Raw genomic sequence first — 21,641 nt, forward strand, 5'->3', positions numbered from 1 at the left:
TATGGTATGATGGGCTTAAATTAAGAACGCAGCAGAGACATCTATGAACATCTGGCCGAGTATGCGCATCTTCGAAGCTTGAGACGAGGAGGAATATCAATGTTTAGTTCCATTGGACCAACGGGCTTTATTTTGCTGGCCGTGATTGCATTGTTGTTGTTTGGACCCAACAAACTTCCGGAACTGGGACGTGCAGTTGGGCGTACCTTCCGTGAATTCAAAGAGGGCGCTCGCGAGATTATCTCTGAGGATGACTCGTCCAATCGCAAAGAGCAGGAGAAGGCGAAACCGCTGGCGGCTGAGAGCACACCTGCAGACAAGCCTGCTGATAAACGCCTGCCGGAATAATCTTGACGGCAATGAAAGAGAAATCCCTTCCTGCCGGAAGGGTTTTGTATTTTAAGCTGGCAATAATGGGGGGCGGGCATGACGCAGCAAATGGAAGAAATGTCGATTACGGAACATCTGAGCGAGCTGCGCAAGCGGCTGATCTATGTACTAAGCATTTTTGTGCTGGGACTGATTGCAGGATTTTTTGTGGCGGACCCGGTATACCAATATCTGACCAAGGCAGAGTCGGCAAAAGGTTTTGTGTTACATGCCTTCTCGTTCTGGGACGGGATTGGCATCTATATGAAGATTGCGGGGTTGTTCTCACTTATTATTACACTGCCGTTTACGGTGTATCAGATCTGGAAGTTTGTTAGTCCAGGGCTAAAGCCGCGCGAGCGTAAAGCAACGCTGAAGTATGTGCCCTATGTGTTTCTTTTATTTCTGACAGGTATGGCTTTCTCGTATTATGTTATTTTTCCGATGGCACTTGCCTTCACAACAGCGATTACGGAGAAGATGGGGCTTGTGGAGACCTACGGGATGAAACAGTATTTCAGCTTCCTGTTTGGCATTGTGCTGCCTGTGTCCCTGTTATTTGAACTTCCTTTACTTATTATGTTTCTGACAGGACTGCGGATTCTGAATCCAATTCGTCTTCGCAAGATGCGCAGAGTCTCTTATTTTGTTTTGATCTTCATTGCAGTGGTTATTACACCACCAGACTTTATATCTGATCTTCTGGTGATGATTCCTTTGCTCCTGTTATATGAGATCAGTGTGTTATTATCCGCAATCGTATATCGCAAGCAGCTTGCAGCCGATGAAGAGATCGAATCCCGCTACGTTCGTGCCGAGGATAAGAAACATGCTGGCTGAATGAGGATAAGCTGTAATGTGCCCGGAAAAGACGGTATGTTCTTATCCGGGCTATTTCTGTAGACTGCCGACAACACGAAAGGACAAGCAGGCATATTATGTTCAACAATGGATACAATGGGAAAGGGACTGTCTGCTAACGTTGCAGAAGTGCTAAACAATTTCGTAGAATAAGATTTAGTGAATTGCAACATAGAACCAGGCACAGCGGGTGTAATTTGGCTATGTTTGTGTAAATTCAACGTAAATTCTCGCAGGAATTCGTCAAAAGGACTTGAAATCATGCTTCAAGTTGAGTATCATAAAGTTGGTTGTTAGCACTGAACACTGTCGAGTGCTAATACATATGGCTACAACCTACAATGTAACGTTATATAATTTCAAAAGGAGGCTATTTTTCATGATCAGACCTTTAGGTGAACGCGTATTGGTAGAACCACTGGAGCAAGAACAAACAACTTCTTTCGGGATCGTACTCCCGGACTCCGCCAAAGAAAAACCGCAAGAGGGTAGAATCATTGCAGTTGGTGCTGGAGTATTGAAAGACGGCGTACGTGTAGCTCTGGAAGTGAAAGAAGGAGATCGCGTTATTTTCTCCAAATATGCCGGTACAGAAATCAAATTCGAAGGTAAAGAATATTTGATTATGAAAGAAAGCGATATTCACGCGATTCTCGACTAATTCAAATTTAATCGGATAACCGAACCATATAGCACGACCATTTTCCAACAAAAACTAGGGAGGTTTTCTTAACATGGCTAAAGACATTAAATTCAGTGAAGACGCTCGTCGCTCCATGCTTCGTGGTGTGGACGCATTGGCTAATGCAGTAAAAGTAACACTCGGTCCTAAAGGCCGCAACGTGGTTCTGGAGAAAAAATTCGGAAGCCCGCTCATCACTAACGATGGTGTAACCATTGCTAAAGAAATCGAACTGGAAGATGCATTCGAGAACATGGGTGCACAACTGGTTAAAGAAGTAGCAACGAAAACAAACGATGTTGCCGGTGACGGTACTACAACAGCAACTGTATTGGCGCAAGCGCTGATCACAGAAGGTCTGAAAAACGTAACTGCAGGCGCTAGCCCAATCGGTATCCGTAAGGGGATCGACAAAGCGGTTAAAGCTGCGGTTGCTGAATTGCAATCCATCTCCAAACCAATCGATTCCAAACAATCCATCGCACAAGTTGCAGCAATCTCTGCAGCTGACGAAGAAGTAGGCGAATTGATCGCTGAAGCTATGGAAAAAGTAGGTAAAGATGGCGTAATCACAGTAGAAGAATCCAAAGGATTCGCTACAGAGCTTGAAGTGGTTGAAGGTATGCAATTCGACCGTGGATACATCTCTCCTTACATGATCACTGATACGGACAAAATGGAAGCTGTTTTGGACAATCCGTACATCTTGATCACTGACAAAAAAATCTCCAGCACGCAAGATATCTTGCCATTGCTTGAGAAAATCGTTCAACAAGGCAAACCGCTGGTATTGATCGCTGAAGATATCGAAGGCGAAGCACTGGCTATGCTGGTTGTGAACAAATTGCGTGGTACATTCAATGCTGTAGCTGTTAAAGCTCCAGGATTCGGTGACCGTCGTAAAGCAATGCTGCAAGACATCGCTGCCCTCACTGGTGGCCAATTGATCACGGAAGAACTGGGTCTGGACCTGAAATCCGCTGTTGTGGAACAACTGGGTACAGCTCGTCAAATCCGCGTAACAAAAGAAAACACAATCATCGTTGACGGTGCTGGTAACAAATCCGATATCGATGCACGTGTTAGCCAAATCCGTACACAATTGGAAGAAACAACTTCCGAGTTCGACAAAGAGAAACTGCAAGAGCGTCTGGCTAAATTGTCCGGCGGTGTAGCAGTAATCAAAGTTGGTGCAGCTACTGAAACAGAATTGAAAGAACGCAAACTTCGCATCGAAGATGCCCTGAACGCAACTCGCGCTGCGGTTGAAGAAGGTATCGTATCCGGTGGTGGTACAGCGCTCATGAACGTATATAGCGCGGTTGCGGCTGTAGCTCTGTCCGGTGACGAGCAAACAGGCGTAAACATCGTCCTGCGTGCTCTGGAAGCACCAATCCGCACAATCGCAGCTAACGCTGGCGAAGAAGGTTCCGTAATCGTGGAACGTCTGAAAAAAGAACAAACAGGAATCGGCTTCAACGCTGCAACTGGCGAGTGGGTTAACATGATCGAAGCTGGTATCGTTGACCCTGCGAAAGTAACTCGTTATGCATTGCAAAACGCGGCTTCCGTAGCAGCAATGTTCCTGACTACTGAAGCAGTTATCGCTGACAAACCAGAACCAGCAGGTGCTGGTGGCGGAATGCCTGACATGGGCGGTATGGGTGGAATGGGCGGCATGATGTAATAAAGGTGTAAAAACCTTGTTATATTAACGACTAAAATGTAGTAACTCTATAAGAGAAGGACTTTCATCAGTTTATTAAACTGATGAAAGTCCTTTTCTTCCATTTTGGTGGTCATATGAGCATAGAATGCGAAATATTGGTCGGGATTTTGAGTGGATCTAATCGATCGGTTTAGCCGAATCTTATAAAAATATGACCAGATTGAGATAAGAATTATTTGTGGTTCATGATAATATAAAAACAAGTTTGAGCCAAATCATAAAATATTTGAACTATGATAAATTAACTTCAATGTAGTAGAGGAGAAAGAGAATGAACAAAAGTATTGATATTTTAAAAGAATGTCCAAAAGTAGAACTCCATTGTCACTTAGATGGTTCAGTAAGCCCAGATGTTTTACGGCAGATCGCGGGAATGGAAAATATCGAATTACCAAGTGATGAGTTGTTAATCAAACAAATGCAAGCTCCGGACAATTGCAGCAGTCTTGCTTATTACCTTCATTGTTTTCAGTTCGTGCTTCCTTTTTTACAAACAGAGGCTGCTCTGGAACTTGCTGCTTATGATCTAATTAGACAAGCGAGTGAAGATCATATTGTTTACATTGAAGTCCGGTTTGCACCTATGTTTCATACCCAAAAAAAACTTACAGTGGATCAGGTGATTCAAGCTGTTTCTAAAGGTCTTGAGCATGGGAAAAAAGACTTTTTGGTTGAAAGTAATATGATTCTCTGTATGATGCGTGAATCGTCCTATGAGGAAAATAAAAATATAATAGATTATGCTATTTCTTATCGAGAAAATGGGGTAGTTGGGATTGATTTGGCGGGAAATGAAGCACAGTTTCCACCGATGCTTTTCAAAGAGCTATTCTCCTATGCTGTGGAAAATCAGATATCCTTTACGATTCATGCTGGTGAATGCGGATCAGCTAAAAATGTATTTGACTCTATTACCCTAGGGGCCACTCGTATAGGGCACGGTGTTGGTATGAGAAATAATATTGAAGTGTTGAATCATGCTAAAAAACATAATGTTTTAATTGAGATGTGTCCTACAAGTAATATACAAACAAAAGCTGTAGGAGCGTTTTCAGAATTTCCATTCATTGAATTTGTTAACTATGGAATCGCTGTTTCCATTAATACCGATAATCGAACGGTATCTGGAACAACCTTAACGGAAGAATATCATATGATTGACAGGGAATTTGAGTTAACCCTCCAGGTTTTGAAACAATTAAATCTTCAGGCAATTACTGCTTCGTTTGCTTATCCTGAACAAAAAGAACGACTTGAAGAAATCGTAGAGTCGTTTAAAGTCTAGTAAATAAATAGATCTTGAAACTCAACATCATGGCGTTTATCGGTGATGTTTTTTTTTATCTCCGATTACCAGCTTAGTTGCTACCGATCGTTTGCTCACGATATTGTTTTGGTGTGAGGCTGGTTGAACGTTTAAACATGCTGCAAAATTGGGCATCATTAACAAACCCGGAGTTCTGGGCAATTTCAGAAATCAGCATTTTCCGATCTTTCAGCAGAGATGTTTTCGCATATTCGATTCTTTTCGTATAAAGGTACTGCAAGGGAGCTACACCATGTTTTTCTTTAAATAAATGACGAAAGCGGTCGTAGCTATAACCTGCGATTTTGGCTAAGGACTCAATTGTAATTTTTTGATGGAAGTTCTCGTCCATATATCTCAACGCATAATGCATTCGATCTTCTAGCGGTTTTTGGACATTCTTTTTGCCAATCAATCGTTGCAGATGAATGGATAACTCCCCTACAAGCAAGTCTAACATTTCTGAGAAAAGATTTTGCTGATGTAGAAATTCATGTTTCATACGGAGGATCTGATGGTAGATGGTTTGGTTATGATCATCCTCAAATATTCCGTTTAACCCTTCAATCCCCTCATTCGCGCAATAAAATCCTATATATAATACATCCGCTTCACTGTCTTGACTTTCATCATGCTCCACATGTGGTGATATGAGCGCAAACGTATTCGGTTTGAAAAAATATTTAGTCGAACCTATCCTTGTCTCTCCCGTGCCAAAATAATAAACGAGTTCATAACATTGGTGAATGTGCAGTGGGATATATTGATTTTGGTTTCGTTTGGCAAAAAACAAGAAATCTAATTGGTTCATGGTAAAATCAACCTTTCTAATTAGCCGAATCGTATAATAAGTTGACCGAATATAGATAAAACAATAGCATAATTTTTGATACAATCAAAACATTCTAATATCCATATCATAAATTTATTGGAGCGGTGTTACTTTCTTGTTTTGTAAGCGGAATCAAATGAGTTCCGATTGAAATGCAGAGGGAGGAGAGCACATTTTTAATTTTTATGTCTGGGTATAATAGATAACGAATTAATGATGTATAACCAACTACAGGGGGAATTTTTATGAAGAAGGCATTTTTTTATGTACTATTAACAATGGTCCTGATCCTGTCTGGTTGTGTGAATGGAAAGACCAATAATGCTAACAATTCGGGTCCAAGTGATTCAGATAAGCTGAAGGTCGTTCTATTAATACCTGGTACCTTAGGGGATAAATCTTTCTTTGATGCTGCTAACAAAGGATTGCAGAAAGTGAAAGAAGAACTTGGTGCTGAAACAAAGGTAATTGAAATGGGTGCTGACAACACAAAATGGGAACCTACGTTTAATCAGGTTGTCTCACAAGGTTGGGATATCATTATTTCTGGCGGGTCACAAGGTACAGAATTGTTAAACGCAACAGCAGAGAAACATCCTGACAAGAAGTTTATTAACTATGATACAGATATTACAGATACTGCGGATAATGTATATTCCGTTGGTTATGCCGTGAACGAGGCTTCGTTTTTAGCCGGAGCGACAGCCGCTTTGGTTTCTATCTCTGATATGCCGAATGCAAATCCTGACAAAAAAATTGGTTTCTTAGGTGGGATGGATATTCCAGGAATTAATACTTTTTTGGTAGGTTATATTGAGGGAGCAAAATATGCTGTACCGGATATAAAAGTGGTTGTATCGTATGCCGGAGTATTTACAGATCCTGGTAAGGGGAAGGAGCTTTCGCTGCTTCAATACAATTCAGGTGTTGATGTAATCTTTACAGCAGCTGGAGGCACGGGTCTTGGTGTCTTCGATGCGGCAAAAGAAAAGCAAGGATACGCGATAGGTGTGGATTCCGACCAAGGATCGATGATTGCTGAAACAGATAAAGATAAAGCCAATTTAATTCTAACTTCATCCGTTAAAAAGATAGATGAAGTCATTTTAAGCGCTGTGAAAGAAATTCAAGATGGAACAGCTAAGATGGGCAGTCATAAAGTAGTCGGCATTGATAACAATGGAGTAGATATTATAGAAAATGACATTTATAATCGTGTCGTTTCCGCTGATATTAGAACAAAAGTAAATGAAATTAGAGGGAAATTAGCATCAGGTGAAATTAAAGTTAGTGATGCCATGGGTATGGAAACTTCAGAAATCGAAAAAATAAGACAATCTGTTAAACCGTGATTAGCAAAAATAATATGAAAGAGGTTTTTTCCTCACAGAAGAAGCCTTTTTCTTTAAGTAAGTTGATAGACGATGGAGTGGAAAGGGGGCGTAACGCTTGCCACAGAATGTATTGGAAATGCGCAATGTTACAAAAGTGTATCCGAATGGTGTTGTCGCCAATAAAAATGTCAATTTCTCATTAACAAAAGGAGAAATCCATGCACTAGCGGGGGAGAATGGTGCAGGGAAATCTACATTAATGAAGATCATATTTGGGATGGAAGAACCAAGTAAAGGTGAAATTTTTTTAAGAGGAGAGCAGATCAAGCTCGAATCTCCACTGGAAGCGATTGATAAAGGAATCGGTATGGTTCATCAGCATTTTATGCTCGTTCCCTCGTTTACGGTTGCCGAAAATATTGTCTTAGGTATGGAACCGAAAAAAGGGGTGGTTATTGATTATCAGGAAGCCATCCGGATGGCAGAGGAGTTATCTAAGAAATACAATCTTCGAGTAGATCCAAAAGCGAAAGTGGAAGATTTATCTGTTGGAATGAAACAAAAGGTCGAAATCCTTAAGGCCCTGATTCGTGGGGCTGAGATTCTCATTCTGGATGAACCCACAGCTGTGTTAACACCACAAGAAACGGAAGAACTGTTCCGAGAGTTGAAAATGCTAAAGGAGCAAGGACATACCATTGTTTTTATTTCGCACAAGTTAAAAGAAGTAAAAGCCATTTGTGATCGAATAACGATTATGAGAAGTGGTACAACTGTCGGTGTGTTTGAGATGACAAATATATCAGAACAGGAAATTTCCCGTCTTATGGTCGGTAGAGATGTTGTATTAAAATATGCCAAAGATACAAAAACAACTGGAGAACCTGTTCTAACTGTCAATCAATTATCTGTCTCTAATCCAGCCGGTAAAAAATTGCTTCATAACATGGATGTTCATATTAATGAAGGAGAAATCGTTGGTATAGCAGGTGTAGAAGGGAATGGTCAATCCACCTTCATTCAGGCGTTAACAGGGACATTACAAGCCCATCACAAGGGTTCCATTCAAGTGAAGGGAAATGAGATCAGCAATAAAAGTATCGGTGAAATCAGAAAGCTCCGTGTGTCTTATATCCCGGAAGATCGTATGCGACAAGGTGCAGCCAAAGATGAAAGTATTAGTGATAATATGATTTCTACTCAATATCGACAGAAAGAGTGGAATAAAGGGTTGTTCTTTAATAAGAAAAAAATTGAGGAACTGTCCAGAACTCTTGTAGAAGAGTTTAAAGTAAAATGTTCAAGTCCCCTGCAAAAAATTGGTATGTTATCAGGCGGAAATATGCAGAAGGTAATTGTATCAAGAGAATGTTCTACTGACCCGATTCTTCTAATAGCTGAACAACCAACACGTGGAGTAGATATAGGCGCGGCACAACTTATTCATCATAAGTTACTTGAAATGAGAAAAAAACATTGCGCAATCCTTCTTATATCAGCAGATCTAAATGAAGTACTTGAGCTAAGTGACCGTTTATTGGTCATGTACGAGGGAGAAATTGTTGCTTCCTTTGACGAGCCATCCAACCTTACAGAAAAAGAACTTGGGCTTTATATGCTCGGGTTAAAGCGAGATAGTCATACCGCATCAGAGGGAGGAAACCATGGTTAAGTATTTTGAATTTATTCGTACCTGTACAGTAATCTTAATTGCTCTAGTCTTGGCGTTTCTCATTATTGCCTTAGTAAGTAACCAACCTTTGGAAACGATTTGGATTTTCCTTATTGAACCCATATCTTCTATATCGAATATCGGGAACGTTATTGAAATGTCCATTCCCCTTATGTTCACGGGGTTGTCTGTCTTACTTCTTTTTAGAACGGGTTTGTTTAACCTTGGTGCAGAAGGATTGTTTTACTTTTCCGGGCTTATAGCAGCCGTTATCGGAATTCATTTTACACTGAACTCTTTCTTTCATCCGATGGTAGCGATCTTGGTTGCTGGTATTACCGGTGCTGTTCTGTCAGCGATTCCCGGAATATTAAAAGCAAAATGGAATGCCGATGTCCTTGTTACATCATTAATGTTTAACAGTATATTATTTGGTATTGGCCTTTATTTTCTAAATTATCATTTACGTGATGTTGAGGCATTTGCGAACGTTTCTTTCAAGTTTGAACCATCGGCTTTGTTAGCGGTAATCGTACCGGGGACGAGAATTCACACGGGTCTTATTATTGTCCTCCTACTTATTATTGCAACCCATTACTTCATGTTTCATACAAAATGGGGCTATGAACTCCGGATGACTGGAGCGAATCGTGAATTTGCCGAGTATTCGGGTATTAATACGGCCAAGGTTATCATTTTTGTTCATATCTTGGCAGGATTTATCGCCGGTATAGGAGGAGGCGTTGAAGTTCTCGGTATGCATACTCGTTTTGACTGGACAAGGTTGCCAGGATATGGATTGGATGGTGCACTTGTTGCCTTGCTTGCGAAAAATAATCCACTTTCCGTCATTGGTGCAGCATTATTTCTTGCCTATATTCGGATTGGCGCCGATCAAATGTCAATTGTTTCGGATGTACCAGCTGAAATGATTTCGATTATTCAGGCTGTACTCATTCTATTAATCTCAGCTGAACACTTCTTGAAGAAGTGGAAAAATAAATTATTACTAAAGGAGGCTGAGAATCATGGCTGATATTCTAAACATCATTTTTTCAACGGACTTTGCATTCTCAGTCCTGCGAGTGACAACACCTATTTTATTAGCGGCACTTGGAGCATTTATCTCTAATAAAGCGGGGATTGTTAATATCGGCATGGAAGGCATTATGTTAATTGGGGCATTAACAGGGGTTGTTGTAAGTGCTTTCACTCAAAATGCTTGGATTGGGCTGCTTGGAGCTGTTGTTGCTGGAGTTGCTATTTCCGGCGTACTGGCTTACTTTACTTTGAAATTCAAAACGAACATCATTTTAGGCGGAGTAGCCATCAATATGTTTGCATCTGGAGGCACTGTCTTTCTCTTGTATTTGTTCTCAGGTGATAAAGGTACGTCCTCATCGCTACAAAGTAAAATACTACCCAATGTAGATATACCCATTTTAAAGGATATTCCTATTCTGGGCCCAATTCTTTCAGGTCACAATGTTCTAACTTATATTTCTATAGTTGCAGTTGTATTTGTTTATTATTTGTTAAAAAAAACACCATTGGGATTACAAATCAGGTCTGTTGGTGAAAGTCCACACGCCGCTCAATCTGTCGGAATAAGTGTCAACAAAGTTCAATGCATTGCCTTATTACTTAGTGGATTTTTCGCTTCTCTTGGCGGTGCTTACATGTCTATGGGTTATCTTTCCATGTTTACAAGGGATATGGTGGCAGGAAGAGGTTGGATTGCCATTGCGGCTGAAGCTTTAGGTGGTGGAACGACGGGGGGGACCTTTATTGCTTCACTAGCATTTGGTGCTGCTGAGGCCGTTGCCAATTCATTTCAAATTTTACAGATTCCCGCTGAGTTAATTGGAACACTTCCGTATGTTTCAACTGTTATCGGATTAACGGTATACGCTATGATCGAAACGAAAAGAAAGAAAAAAAAGGCGATGAACTCTTAATATCTTAATATAGGTGAGGAGAATTATATAATGGCTTTACAGCGAATAATCATTGACACAGATATCGGGAGCGACATTGATGATGCAATGGCCTTAGCATTGGCAGTGCGGTCACCTGAGATACAACTTGAAGGTGTGACAACCGTATATGGAGATGTGGACTTAAGGGCAAAAATGGCAAAAAAAATGCTCCAATTAGGAAACAGAGACGACGTCCGTGTGTATGCAGGCATAAACAATCCGCTGCTTAATAATCGGGAAATATGGATGGCTGGTCATGAGGGTATAGGTCTGTTAACAGATGAAGATGTTATTGAGTACGATGATCGACACGCAGTAGACTTTATTATTGAAACAGTGACGAATAACCCCGGTGAAATAACATTAGTCACCATCGGGCCGTTAACTAATATAGCTGCGAGTATTATTCGTGAACCGAAAGTAGCTGATCATGTAAAAGAAATTATTATGATGGGCGGAGTTACTCGCTTTGGCGAAATGGGGCCAGAACTGAGACTGGTGGAACATAATATTGTCTGCGATCCTGAAGCAGCATCTGTTGTTTTCCGAAGCGGGGCTCCTATTGTAATGGTCGGATTGGATGTCACATTAAAGGTAATCATCACTGAAGAAGAAAGAAGACGACTTCATGAAACAGGTGACCCTATGAATATGGCCTTATCCCGTATGATGAAAAAATGGTTTGAATATAATAACGAGCAGCACACCTATATGCATGATCCTTTAACTGTAGCACTGGTTCTAGATAGAAGCCTTGTAAAGACAAAGAAAATGAATGTTCAGGTAGAGTATGACCACAGACTACGAACAGGACAAACATTGGCCACTATTTCAGAATATGGAAATGTAGATGTCTGTATAGATGTAGAAGAGGATCGATTTATTGAGTTATTGCTAAACCATTTAGTCACAGAGAAAAGCGGGGACAATTTTAAATACAAAGGAGTTAAATAATGAATCATGAAACCTTTCAAAATACAGTTAGCTTTTTAAATGAGAAGGTTATGAACACCCCAAAAATCGGTTTAATATTAGGATCAGGGCTTGGGATTTTAGCCGATGAGATTGAGAAGCCCGTCAAGATTCCCTATAACGAGATTCCAAATTTCCCTATTTCGACTGTAGAAGGCCATGCTGGCCAACTCGTATTTGGAATTTTGGGTGGGGTTGAGGTTGTGGCGATGCAGGGGCGTTTCCATTTCTATGAAGGATATAGTATGGACAAGGTAACCTTCCCAGTTCGTGTTCTTAAACAGTTAGGCGTTGAGGTGTTAATCGTAACCAATGCCGCAGGCGGGGTAAATGAAAGCTTTGAACCTGGAGATTTAATGATCATTGCTGACCATATTAACAATATGGGGACAAACCCGTTGATTGGTCCGAATGATCCAAAGCTTGGTGTCCGTTTCCCTGATATGTCTCAAAGTTATACACAAGAATTGCAAACATTGGCAAAGGAAGTAGCCGCTGACTTAAACATGAATGTAAGAGAAGGAGTCTATTTCGGAAATCCTGGACCTGTATATGAAACTCCGGCAGAAATCCGAATGATAGGAGGTTTAGGAGGAGATGCTGTAGGCATGTCCACTGTGCCAGAGGTCATTGTTGCGAGCCATAGTGGGATGAAGGTGTTAGGTATTTCCTGTATTTCAAATATGGCAGCCGGGATCTTAAATCAGCCTCTTACACATGACGAAGTGATTGAAACAACGGAAAAAGTAAAAGCGAACTTCCTCCTCTATATTAAAGAAATTGTAAAAAAAATCGGTTTGTAAATCGCAGCGTTAAAGGTGCATCATTACTGTGACTAGCGAGTGGGTTAACATGATCGATGCATGTATCGTTGACCTGCTAAGGTAACGTGTTACGCATTGCAAAACGCAAAAAACGAATAGTGGACTGATATCCGAAAATATTGGTAAAAATGAATCCCGCTGGCATAACGCTAGTGGGGTTTATTTTTACTATATAACATATTCATTTATAATTGGTTTACATTAGAAGATTTATAAGTTATATTTTCTATCTATTAAATTATAGACACAATATTTGGAGGTCATCATTATGAAACATATCACAAAAGTGGTAGTGGCAGTTTTGGTTGCGACTGGTGTAATTATCCTCCTCTACTCATTCACTTCCACTTCTGCTTCAGTGCCAGTAATAGCTGATAAACCTAGAAGTACTCCATCAACTCCATTAACAGTAATCAATAATGAGGATTTCGCAGGTACTACAAATATGCATCGGTTTGATATTCCAACAGGATTTAGTTATGTGAAAGTGAGTTTCAAAAACACGGGTTTGAAACACTTCACGTTCACGATTAATGAAGGATCACCTAGTGGAACTGAAATATTGTATGGCAGGGTCCCGGCAGACGGAAAAGAGCATACATATTATAGTGACAAAGCGTTGTCGACGGGTTGGTATTATGTGAGTACCTCTTCTGCGCAAGGGATGTCTGGCACATTAGATGTTTCTCTGGGAACTGATGCTTATAAATGATTCGGGAATTTACTCTAAAGGAGGAGGAAATGATTTGAGAAAGGGTACAAAGTGGACATTGTTGATTCTGGGTTTGATGCTCGCTGCAATATTTATCAACTTTTTTATGAATCTATATAGCTTTGCTTATGCACTGATTACTGTGCTTATACTTGCCTTTATGGGGTGGGGTTTCTTAGCGAAATTAAAGAACGACGTTCGTCAGCATGAAGATTACCATAGAAGAGAGCATCAGTCTGCGATCGATGACATCGATAGATACACCAGGTAGAATTCAACCAACCTATCATACTTAGCACGTAGCATACATGAGAAGTTATAAGAAACTTGCACTGAAATGATTAAAAGGCTCCCGTGAGGGAGTCTTTTTAATGGCTGATCTTGTAAAAGGAAGTAGTGGTCTTTTCTTCTATTGCTAAACAGACAGTTGTTAAGTAAAATAAACATATGAACAAGTGCTCATATATTAATGCATAAAACGATATTGGGGATGATACATATGTACGATGTATTGGTTATCGGAGCTGGGCAAGCAGGCTTGGCAGCAGGTTACTATCTTCAACAGTCGGGGTTAACCTTTTTAATCGTTGACGCTGCCTCATCTGTCGGGGAATCTTGGCGTAAACGGTACGATTCTTTACGTCTTTTTACCCCAAAAATGTATGATGGGTTACCGGGAATGCCGCTTAGTGGAAATGAAAATGGCCTGCCAAGCAAAGATGAAATTGCAGATTATTTTGAAAGTTACGCCACACAAATGCATCTTCCAATAAAGTTAAACTGTGAAATCTCCCGTCTCTCGAAGCAAGATGAGGTGTACTATGCTGAAACCAATGATGGAACGATTGAAGCGCGCAATATTATCGTTGCCACGGGGCCTTTCCAGACCAAAAATGTTCCTCATTTTGCAAAATCATTATCTGAGAATGTGATTCAGCTTCACTCATCAGAATATAAAAATATCTCTCAATTGATCCCTGGAACAACAGTAGTTGTAGGCGGAGGGAATTCAGGTGCCCAAATCGCTGTAGAGTTAACATCAGATGAACAACAAACCGTATACATATCCATAGCTCGAAATATTACCTTTAGGCCTTTGCATATTATGAAAAGAAGTATATTCTGGTATTTTGAAAAGCTCGGAATATTACGTGCAAGTGCAGATCGTATGGTTGGAAAATGGTTGCGAAATCAGCCTGAGTACGTATATGGCTATGAGTTAAAAGAGTTGATGACCCAGGGCAAAGTTAACATGCGCCCACGTGCTATTAATGCAATAGATGACCGTATCCTATATGAGGATGGTAGTGAAACACGAATAGACAATATTATCTGGGCGACTGGGTTTAAGCGAAATGATGGTTGGATCGATATCAATGCTGCTTTTAATTCCAAAGGTGTAATATTACACGAGACAGGAATATCACCGGTTGCTGGACTGTACTTTGTAGGGCTACCTTGGCAAACATCACGGGGTTCTGCATTGTTGGGATGGGTCAAGTACGATGCTCAGAAGATCGTTAGTCATGTGATTCAAAGGAAAGACACATTGTACTAGAGCAGATGCTCGGCATGATTAGGCAAATATCATAACTCACATTTTTGGGTATATTCCTAAAAGGAGGGATTTTATGAAATTATTTAAACTGCCAATCATTCTTTGTACTATATTACTTTTATCTATTGTCTCAGCTTGTGGTGCGGATGATAGGTTACATGGAAAAAGCGATAACTGGGATGTGTCTCTTCAGAGGTCAACAGGGATCTATAGTATCATCTACATCGGTGATGAAAAGCGTATAAAAGATTTTGTGTTTGACCTTACCGGCAATAATATAAAACAACAGGGGAAAGCGCTTGAGGAACAAGGGGTACCGTTCAGTATGTCGGGGACGGTTACTGAGGCGGAGAAAACGAAAGATCCAATTACCTTTAAAATGAGCTGGAACAATAAGAACGAGATTGTAACTTTTGAGTAACTCTCTCATAGTGGAGGTGTTCATCATTGGACTTATGGCAACTATTAATCGCCTGGATATGCATTGTTTGTTGGATTGTCACTTACAAAGATAAGATCAGTAAATGGATACTGTACCCTGTATCGCTTTTTTGTATAGTGATTACTTTAATTTTTTGGCTTACTAATCCATAAAATAGGAAAATGTTAGATCAGAGACTGTGACTACTGAATTATCCAAAAAAAAGTACATATCACACCTTAGGCCGTTCCTTCATGGAGCGGCCTTTTTGCACAATCGCATCTTATTTCGCAACAGTTATTTCAAAAGTCGAGTGATCATGATCTTGAATGCTGAAGCGATATTCTAATCTGTTTCGAACCGTCGCATCATCAAAACTAGACTGATTCACATCGCGATCCAATAGACCGATATCCTGGATGACATCTTGTGCATCGTTATACGTGTACTCACTATTGGTTGTGAGAATGAGTGTGGCGATAGCGGTCAAAAAAACTCCACCCGTTGGTTCGCTCGTATCAAAAGTTCCATATAACCGGACTTCCTGTACGCTCTCATCTGCATTCACTACACCAACCAAGCGCAATTCATCATTGAATACATACTCGAAAGTGTCAGTGCCCTGCTCGGAAGAGTCTTGTATATTCAAGCGGGTAATACTCAACCCATTCAGTCGGTATTTGCCTACGGCGCCATTAAACTTGTTTTTAAATTCTTCGGTAGTCATGTGGAGGCCAGAAAGTTTAATCTGGGATGAAGGGGTCTGATCTATTTCAGACTGAGTAGAGTTCGAAGATAAAGTCAGCATCCCATACAAACCTATTGAAGCAATTGCAAAACAGGCCGTTGTTAGAAAAATAAATCTGATCGGCAACCTATTACCTTTGCGAATAGACAAGATCATCCCAACAACAAATCCCAAAAAAGCGATAAATCCAAGAATGAAGAGAGTGGTAAACAGATATTGCAAATTCTCACCTCGTAATAGAGTAATAGCTGGTACAAATCTTTCTTGCACCTCATTCATTATAATGTTCCCATGACAAAGTTCAAACTCCCACTATTCACTGCCTCAACAAAAAAAGCACTGCCGGCATGCTGCCAGCAGTGCTTGCTTGATGTTATACAGGTCTTACTGTAAAGGTGAAGTGATACGCGCGGTTGGCTGGCAAGGTGTATTCGGCATGGGTACGTGCGCCCCAGCTGTCATCTCCGCCAACACCCATTTGTTTGTAATTGATGCGTGCGACAGTCTGCGTGCTCTGAGGTAATTTGTACACATGGTCGTTTGCTTCCAGTTCCTCCGGTGTCCACGGCAACGCATTGATTTCAAATGGTATGGTGGCTTCAACATGAAGGCCAAACTGACCATCCGCTGACGTAATTCCAGCAAAACGTACATCCGTTTTGTTACCACACTCTTGTGGTTTCAGATATGGAACAAATTGATCTCGAACCGCACCTGTGTAATAACCGAGACGTGCACTGGTTAGACGGTCTGCATAATTGTCATGTGGGCCTCTGCCGTACCAAGAGATTGTATCCAGGCGGTTATTCAGTTGCAGCAGCATACCGAATTCCGGTAGATCGGGTAGGCCCTCACCTGGAATAAGAGTTTGGCTGATTTCGAGCACGCCATCCGGATCAATTCGGTATGTGATGGACAGCGTACATCCCGGATGTTGATCCCACATATAATCGCTCGTCACGAGAATGCCTTGCTCGTCTGCATGGTGCTCAAAGCGAATTAATCTGCTGGTAGCGTGAGCATCTCTCCAGAAGGCAGAACGCTCGTTCAGGCGGTTCCCCATATCATTGTCTGTCATGGCTCTCCAGAAATTCGGCCGGACAGGTGCGAGCAATTGCTCCTGATTGTTGATCTGATAGGACGTGAGCGTGCCAGTGGCTGGATTGAAGCTCAACGTGACTTGGCCTGTAGTCACTTTCAATTCATCTTGCAGCTCTTGTACCTGCGGTGTATTGCCTTGCCCTTGGTGTACCGGTTGGATTGGACGCAATCTCGGAGATACCACGAACTGATCCCAGGCAATTTCGTGACCTACTCCTGCCCATTTGGTTGCGACTTTCGTAACCAGAGATACAGTCAGCACCGCTTCCTGGAACAGATCGGAAGATGGCGTATAAGGGATTCGGACTTCAAGCGATTCGCCAGGAGGTACCGCGATATCCAACGTACCGTTCTCTACGGACTTACCATCGTGTGTTACTGTCCATACGAGCGAATATTCGCTCAGATCCGTGAACAGGAACTGGTTTTTTATGCGCAGCAGGCCGTCTTTGACATCAACGGTTTCCATACGAACGTTCTGATAACATTTCTTCACTTCTTCCAGCTTCGGTGTAACCGTCTTATCGGCCAGAATCAGTCCGTTCCCGCAGAAATTACCATCATGAGGAGATTCACCGAAATCGCCGCCATAAGCAAAATATTCTACACCGTCTGCCGTAGTGGTACGAATGGACTGATCGACCCAGTCCCAGATGAATGCACCCTGCAACACATCATATTTATCGAACAACTCCCAATACAGATGCAGACCTCCACAGGAGTTACCCATGGCATGGCTATATTCGCAGATAATATAAGGTTTCTTCGGACCCTTCATGCGAGCATAATTCTCTACATCTTGTGGGCTGATATACATTGTCGATTCAATATCGCTTGCCGAATCAGAAGGGCGATAATGGAAAGTCCCTTCATAATGAACGAGACGGGTTGGATCGACTTGTTTCAGATAATCGTACATGGCGATGAAGTTATCGCCGCCGAAGGATTCATTACCCAGAGACCAGATAATAACGGACGGATGGTTTTTGTCCCGCTGGAACATCGAGTTACAGCGATCTATTACGTTATTACGCCATTCCGGCTTGCTCGCGGGAATATTGTTCTCGTTCATTTCCTTTTGCCCATATTCCCAGGTGCCGTGAGTTTCCAGATTCGTCTCGTCAATGACATAGAGGCCATATTCATCACACAGTTCGTACCAGAGTGACTGATTCGGATAATGGGATGTACGCACCGCGTTAACGTTATAGGACTTCATCAACTCGATGTCACGGATCATGTCTTCCCGTCCAATGGCTCGACCCTTATCCGGGGAAAATTCATGACGATTGACGCCTTTGAACACAATGCGTTTGCCATTGATTTGCATCAGGCCGTCCTTCAGTTCAAACTTGCGGAATCCGATCCGGCTGCGGACCGCTTCCAGTGTTTCGCTTGATTCGTCCTGAATGGATAGCACAAGTGTATACAGGTTAGGGGACTCAGCGCTCCATAGTAGCGGCTTCATAACCTCTGCTGACAACTGGAATGAAAGTTCATCCTCGCCCTGGAAAGTAACGGCCGCAGTAAGTGGTTGCTTCAGCACTGTCTGCTGTTGTGCATCATAGAGCTGCGCCTGAACGGACAATCCGGCAGGGGTCTGCGCGGCATTATGATTAAATAATTTCAAATCCAGCAGTAGCTCCGCATCCTGATACGCGTCATCCAGTTCAGTACGAACAAAGAAATCGGCGATCTGAACCGGTGAAGGTGAATGCAGGTATACACCACGGAAGATGCCGCTTAACCGCCAGAAATCCTGATTCTCCAGCCAGCTCGCATCACACCAGCGATATACCTCCACAGCGAGCTTGTTCTCACCTTCCGTTAGATACGAAGTGATATCAAATTCTGCGGGCGTGAACGTATCTTCGCTATAACCGACCAGCTCCCCGTTCACCCATACATAAAAGGCAGATTCAACGCCCTCAAAATGAAGCAGGACAGGCCGGTCTTTCCAGTCTGCAGGAACAGTAAACGTGCGGATGTACGAACCCACCGGATTATAAGTTGTTGGTGCAAATGGTGGCTTCAATTCAGGCTCACGCTCGACCCACGGATACGTCATATTTGTATAGTGGGGATAATCGTACCCTTGTAGCTGCCAGTTGGAAGGAACGGCGATCTCGTCCCAGTCACTGGCATCATAGTTGTTCTCATAAAAGGATGTAATCCGTTGCTCCGGTGTCTCCGCAAAGGCAAACTTCCATTGACCATTCAGTGATTCGTACCATGGCGATGCGCTGGAATCATTGGACAATGCTTCTGTTATAGATGGAAACGCTACCATAGAAGCATGTGCGGGTAGACGGTTTACTTGAAAAGTCTCGGGATTATTGTTCCATTCCGGGTATCCATTTGCCGGAGGGGTGTGTACCAGTTTCTTTCGCATAACAGCAACTCCTTCTGAAATGTTATAATATTGTCATTATAGAATTGAATGATGACTTAGAGAATAAAGAATATTGCCCATATATATCACAATATGAAACTAACGATGGAGAAAGTGGTGTACTGGATGGATACCCGGATTTTTTTTGGTAAAACAGAAGAAGCTGCTCGCCTGCCGATCTATATGACCACGGTTGGTTACTGGGAACACCAATATGAAACTGAGCGTCCAGAGGGATTCCCGGATTATCAGATCCACCAGATTATTCATGGTCAGGGGAGACTGATTATACAAGAGGACGAGTATATCGTCGGACCGGGTGACGTTTTCTTTCTGTACCCCGATGTTCCGCATCGATATATGCCCATCAGTGACCGTTGGGAACTGGCTTGGGTCTCGTTTCAGGGGAGAGAGGCTAGCCAGTTATTATCTTATGCGGGGATAACCGGTTCACGCGTATGCAGACTCAGGACAGCAACGCTGCTACGTGGCCTGGAGCAACTTCTGGTTAGAGGAGAGAATGGCGGTGATACGGATTACGCAGATTACGATGTGGAGTGTTCCAAACAATTATATGCCCTGCTGCTGGATCTGAAGCCACTACTCATCGCATCCGCCAATTATAATGATGAACTGGAGCGCTTGAAGCCTGTGCTGCGTTATATCGCAGAGCATCTGGATCGTTCGCTTTCGCTGAAAGAACTGGCCGATGTGGCTGTGGTATCTCCCCAATATTTGTGCAGGCTGTTTCAGAGGGCACTCCATACCAGACCTGTATTTTACGTGAACCAGGAACGGATCAATCGGAGCAAACAACTCATGTTCAGTGAGAGAGAGCTTCGAATATATGAAGTGGCTGATCGGGTGGGTTACGAGAATGCCAGTTATTTCTGTGCGATGTTCAAAAGGCATACAGGCATGAGTCCAGAGCGTTTTCGCAAACTGCACGGACTGAATTGAAAGTCCGAATACTATTATTCATTTTGAATTTTGATCTGTTATTCATCCCAATTTCAGTTTCCATTAAGGTTGGGAAGGTAAGATAAGTCTTGTAAACCCCTTCTCGTGTTAAATAGATGTGTGACTGGCCCTATCGGATTGTCCTCCGGTAGGGCACTTTTTTTTCTTCATTTCTGCGGTTGGTGGTATGATAGATGAATACATAATGTGTAACCAACTCTAGTGACCGGAGGATGGAATTGTGGATCACAGTTTGCACCCGTTGTTTAAGCCTATTCAGATGAATGGAACGTACCCTAACAGTTATTATATTGAGAAAGTACCTGCTGCTGGTCTGATGGCTTATGTGGCCTGTTATTGGGAATCAGGATCTCTTCCGAACACACATGCGGATGTTGCTAAGAGAGAAGGTCCAGAGCGATCGATGACGACGGTACCTGCCCGGGTATTACCGGATGGTTGCACGGACATGCTGATTACATACGACCCGGTCTGTTCAAAGCACTCCTATGCTTACTGTGGCAATTATACACATCCGTTCGCTGTACCTGAGCCAGCCGATGATGGTTCCCCTGCTGGAGACTACACCTTTGGTGTCCGGTTCTTCCCGGGTGGAGCGCATGTCTTCCATGGCATGCCACTGGAGTGGTTTACGGATAAGCGAATTGCCCTTCAGGAATGTTGGCCGGAGAAGCTGAACGGGCTTCAGGAACGGATGGCCGAAACGAATCATTTTGCAGAGCGAGTAGAGGTTATGAATGCGTACTTGAGTCCGTTGCCCGTGCAGGCAAGCACATCTGAGAACGATCTGATGAAAAACGTGCTGCACCGCATCTTTATAGATGGGGGACGTATGAGTGTCCAAGAGCTGGCGATGCGTGAAGTGATCAGTGAACGGCAGTTGCATCGCAAGTTCTCGGAATGGGTAGGAATCAGCCCCAAGCGATTCAGTGAGGTGGTTCGTTTTCATCGTGTGTTGAGTGATATTCATCAGGGGAACACGGCAGACTGGGCAATGCTTGCCCAGAATCATGGATTTTTTGACCAAGCCCATCTGATTCGGCAATTTCGCAAGTTTTATGGAGAGACTCCGTTGACGGCAGCCAGGGAGCATGGCAGGATGTTGTCCGATTTGTACAATAGATCTGCAGCACCTTCGGTTATACTGAAGTCGTGAGAATAAAAGATA

20 protein-coding genes are annotated in these 21,641 nt (G+C 42.4%); 17 read left to right on the forward strand and 3 right to left on the reverse strand.

Translation table 11 applies throughout. The annotated features are described in order from the left end of the window. The first annotated feature begins 99 nt into the window (after positions 1-99). From tatA to add, 5 genes are all read left to right on the forward strand, one after another. Positions 100-348, forward strand: a complete 249-nt coding sequence (gene tatA, locus BS614_RS10520; protein WP_036668966.1) for a twin-arginine translocase TatA/TatE family subunit — start codon at positions 100-102, stop codon at positions 346-348. A 78-nt stretch (positions 349-426) separates the two neighbouring features. Beyond that, complete coding sequence (gene tatC / locus BS614_RS10525) at positions 427-1,209, forward strand: twin-arginine translocase subunit TatC (RefSeq protein WP_017690078.1); 783 nt, start codon at positions 427-429, stop codon at positions 1,207-1,209. A 400-nt stretch (positions 1,210-1,609) separates the two neighbouring features. Next, a complete protein-coding gene (groES, locus tag BS614_RS10530; RefSeq protein WP_017690077.1) occupies positions 1,610-1,891 on the forward strand; it encodes a co-chaperone GroES in 282 nt (93 codons plus the stop codon). A gap of 73 nt (positions 1,892-1,964) precedes the next feature. Beyond that, a complete protein-coding gene (groL, locus tag BS614_RS10535; RefSeq protein ID WP_036611259.1) occupies positions 1,965-3,599 on the forward strand; it encodes a chaperonin GroEL in 1,635 nt (544 codons plus the stop codon). A 313-nt stretch (positions 3,600-3,912) separates the two neighbouring features. Beyond that, positions 3,913-4,926 carry an adenosine deaminase gene (add, locus tag BS614_RS10540; RefSeq protein ID WP_074093940.1) on the forward strand — a complete coding sequence of 338 codons (1,014 nt, stop codon included), beginning with the start codon at positions 3,913-3,915 and terminating at the stop codon, positions 4,924-4,926. Positions 4,927-4,999: 73 nt separating this feature from the next. On the opposite strand, the gene BS614_RS10545 is transcribed toward add, so the two are convergent. After that, positions 5,000-5,758: a helix-turn-helix domain-containing protein gene (locus BS614_RS10545; RefSeq protein WP_074093941.1), complete on the reverse strand. Its 759-nt coding sequence runs from the start codon at positions 5,756-5,758 to the stop codon at positions 5,000-5,002. 266 nt (positions 5,759-6,024) lie between these two features. On the opposite strand from BS614_RS10545, the gene BS614_RS10550 reads away from it, so the two are divergent. The 10 genes from BS614_RS10550 (at position 6,025) to BS614_RS10595 (ending at position 15,251) form a co-directional block, all read left to right on the forward strand. Next, positions 6,025-7,131 carry a BMP family ABC transporter substrate-binding protein gene (locus tag BS614_RS10550; RefSeq protein ID WP_074093942.1) on the forward strand — a complete coding sequence of 369 codons (1,107 nt, stop codon included), beginning with the start codon at positions 6,025-6,027 and terminating at the stop codon, positions 7,129-7,131. Between the two features lie 97 nt (positions 7,132-7,228). Next, a complete protein-coding gene (locus BS614_RS10555) occupies positions 7,229-8,785 on the forward strand; it encodes an ABC transporter ATP-binding protein (RefSeq protein ID WP_157116068.1) in 1,557 nt (518 codons plus the stop codon). Beyond that, on the forward strand, positions 8,778-9,821 hold the full coding sequence (locus tag BS614_RS10560; RefSeq protein WP_074093943.1) for an ABC transporter permease: 1,044 nt from the start codon (positions 8,778-8,780) through the stop codon (positions 9,819-9,821). The genes BS614_RS10555 and BS614_RS10560 overlap by 8 nt, the downstream gene beginning before the upstream one ends. Beyond that, on the forward strand, positions 9,814-10,743 hold the full coding sequence (locus BS614_RS10565) for an ABC transporter permease (RefSeq protein WP_074093944.1): 930 nt from the start codon (positions 9,814-9,816) through the stop codon (positions 10,741-10,743). The genes BS614_RS10560 and BS614_RS10565 overlap by 8 nt, the downstream gene beginning before the upstream one ends. Before the next feature lie 30 nt (positions 10,744-10,773). Then, positions 10,774-11,718: a nucleoside hydrolase gene (locus BS614_RS10570; protein ID WP_074093945.1), complete on the forward strand. Its 945-nt coding sequence runs from the start codon at positions 10,774-10,776 to the stop codon at positions 11,716-11,718. Further along, the gene (locus tag BS614_RS10575; RefSeq protein ID WP_074093946.1) at positions 11,718-12,539 is read left to right on the forward strand and encodes a purine-nucleoside phosphorylase; all 822 of its coding nucleotides are present in this window, start codon (positions 11,718-11,720) and stop codon (positions 12,537-12,539) included. Before BS614_RS10570 ends, BS614_RS10575 begins: the two co-directional genes overlap by 1 nt. Before the next feature lie 289 nt (positions 12,540-12,828). Further along, positions 12,829-13,272, forward strand: coding sequence for a leucine-rich repeat domain-containing protein (locus tag BS614_RS10580; protein WP_074093947.1), 444 nt, complete (start codon positions 12,829-12,831; stop codon positions 13,270-13,272). Positions 13,273-13,306: 34 nt separating this feature from the next. Further along, positions 13,307-13,543: a hypothetical protein gene (locus BS614_RS10585; RefSeq protein ID WP_074093948.1), complete on the forward strand. Its 237-nt coding sequence runs from the start codon at positions 13,307-13,309 to the stop codon at positions 13,541-13,543. A gap of 228 nt (positions 13,544-13,771) precedes the next feature. Next, the gene (locus BS614_RS10590) at positions 13,772-14,830 is read left to right on the forward strand and encodes a flavin-containing monooxygenase (protein WP_084174482.1); all 1,059 of its coding nucleotides are present in this window, start codon (positions 13,772-13,774) and stop codon (positions 14,828-14,830) included. Positions 14,831-14,903: 73 nt separating this feature from the next. Next, positions 14,904-15,251 (forward strand): hypothetical protein, encoded by a 348-nt coding sequence (locus BS614_RS10595; protein ID WP_074093949.1) that lies wholly within the window; start codon positions 14,904-14,906, stop codon positions 15,249-15,251. 283 nt (positions 15,252-15,534) lie between these two features. Here BS614_RS10595 and BS614_RS10600 read toward each other — a convergent pair whose 3' ends face one another. Next, positions 15,535-16,278 carry a hypothetical protein gene (locus BS614_RS10600; RefSeq protein ID WP_074093950.1) on the reverse strand — a complete coding sequence of 248 codons (744 nt, stop codon included), beginning with the start codon at positions 16,276-16,278 and terminating at the stop codon, positions 15,535-15,537. Positions 16,279-16,372: 94 nt separating this feature from the next. Then, entirely contained in the window at positions 16,373-19,492 is a 3,120-nt protein-coding gene (gene lacZ / locus BS614_RS10605) for a beta-galactosidase, LacZ type (protein WP_074093951.1), read from the reverse strand. A 105-nt stretch (positions 19,493-19,597) separates the two neighbouring features. Here lacZ and BS614_RS10610 point away from each other — a divergent pair, with 105 nt between their 5' ends. Further along, positions 19,598-20,452 (forward strand): helix-turn-helix transcriptional regulator, encoded by an 855-nt coding sequence (locus BS614_RS10610; protein WP_244898297.1) that lies wholly within the window; start codon positions 19,598-19,600, stop codon positions 20,450-20,452. A 241-nt stretch (positions 20,453-20,693) separates the two neighbouring features. Continuing rightward, positions 20,694-21,629 (forward strand): helix-turn-helix domain-containing protein, encoded by a 936-nt coding sequence (locus BS614_RS10615; RefSeq protein WP_074093952.1) that lies wholly within the window; start codon positions 20,694-20,696, stop codon positions 21,627-21,629. Positions 21,630-21,641 lie beyond the last annotated feature (12 nt).

The sequence above is a fragment of the Paenibacillus xylanexedens genome (genome assembly GCF_001908275.1).
GTDB lineage: Bacteria > Bacillota > Bacilli > Paenibacillales > Paenibacillaceae > Paenibacillus > Paenibacillus xylanexedens_A.

Excerpts from the sequence above, each read along its gene's own strand:
- tatA (WP_036668966.1), top strand. The coding sequence starts at position 100 with ATGTTTAGTTCCATTGGACCAACGGGCTTTATTTTGCTGGCCGTGATT.
- tatC (WP_017690078.1), top strand. The coding sequence starts at position 427 with ATGACGCAGCAAATGGAAGAAATGTCGATTACGGAACATCTGAGCGAG.
- groES (WP_017690077.1), top strand. The coding sequence starts at position 1,610 with ATGATCAGACCTTTAGGTGAACGCGTATTGGTAGAACCACTGGAGCAA.
- groL (WP_036611259.1), top strand. The coding sequence starts at position 1,965 with ATGGCTAAAGACATTAAATTCAGTGAAGACGCTCGTCGCTCCATGCTT.
- add (WP_074093940.1), top strand. The coding sequence starts at position 3,913 with ATGAACAAAAGTATTGATATTTTAAAAGAATGTCCAAAAGTAGAACTC.
- BS614_RS10545 (WP_074093941.1), bottom strand. The coding sequence starts at position 5,758 with ATGAACCAATTAGATTTCTTGTTTTTTGCCAAACGAAACCAAAATCAA.
- BS614_RS10550 (WP_074093942.1), top strand. The coding sequence starts at position 6,025 with ATGAAGAAGGCATTTTTTTATGTACTATTAACAATGGTCCTGATCCTG.
- BS614_RS10560 (WP_074093943.1), top strand. The coding sequence starts at position 8,778 with ATGGTTAAGTATTTTGAATTTATTCGTACCTGTACAGTAATCTTAATT.
- BS614_RS10565 (WP_074093944.1), top strand. The coding sequence starts at position 9,814 with ATGGCTGATATTCTAAACATCATTTTTTCAACGGACTTTGCATTCTCA.
- BS614_RS10570 (WP_074093945.1), top strand. The coding sequence starts at position 10,774 with ATGGCTTTACAGCGAATAATCATTGACACAGATATCGGGAGCGACATT.
- BS614_RS10575 (WP_074093946.1), top strand. The coding sequence starts at position 11,718 with ATGAATCATGAAACCTTTCAAAATACAGTTAGCTTTTTAAATGAGAAG.
- BS614_RS10580 (WP_074093947.1), top strand. The coding sequence starts at position 12,829 with ATGAAACATATCACAAAAGTGGTAGTGGCAGTTTTGGTTGCGACTGGT.
- BS614_RS10590 (WP_084174482.1), top strand. The coding sequence starts at position 13,772 with ATGTACGATGTATTGGTTATCGGAGCTGGGCAAGCAGGCTTGGCAGCA.
- BS614_RS10595 (WP_074093949.1), top strand. The coding sequence starts at position 14,904 with ATGAAATTATTTAAACTGCCAATCATTCTTTGTACTATATTACTTTTA.
- BS614_RS10600 (WP_074093950.1), bottom strand. The coding sequence starts at position 16,278 with ATGAATGAGGTGCAAGAAAGATTTGTACCAGCTATTACTCTATTACGA.
- lacZ (WP_074093951.1), bottom strand. The coding sequence starts at position 19,492 with ATGCGAAAGAAACTGGTACACACCCCTCCGGCAAATGGATACCCGGAA.
- BS614_RS10610 (WP_244898297.1), top strand. The coding sequence starts at position 19,598 with ATGGAGAAAGTGGTGTACTGGATGGATACCCGGATTTTTTTTGGTAAA.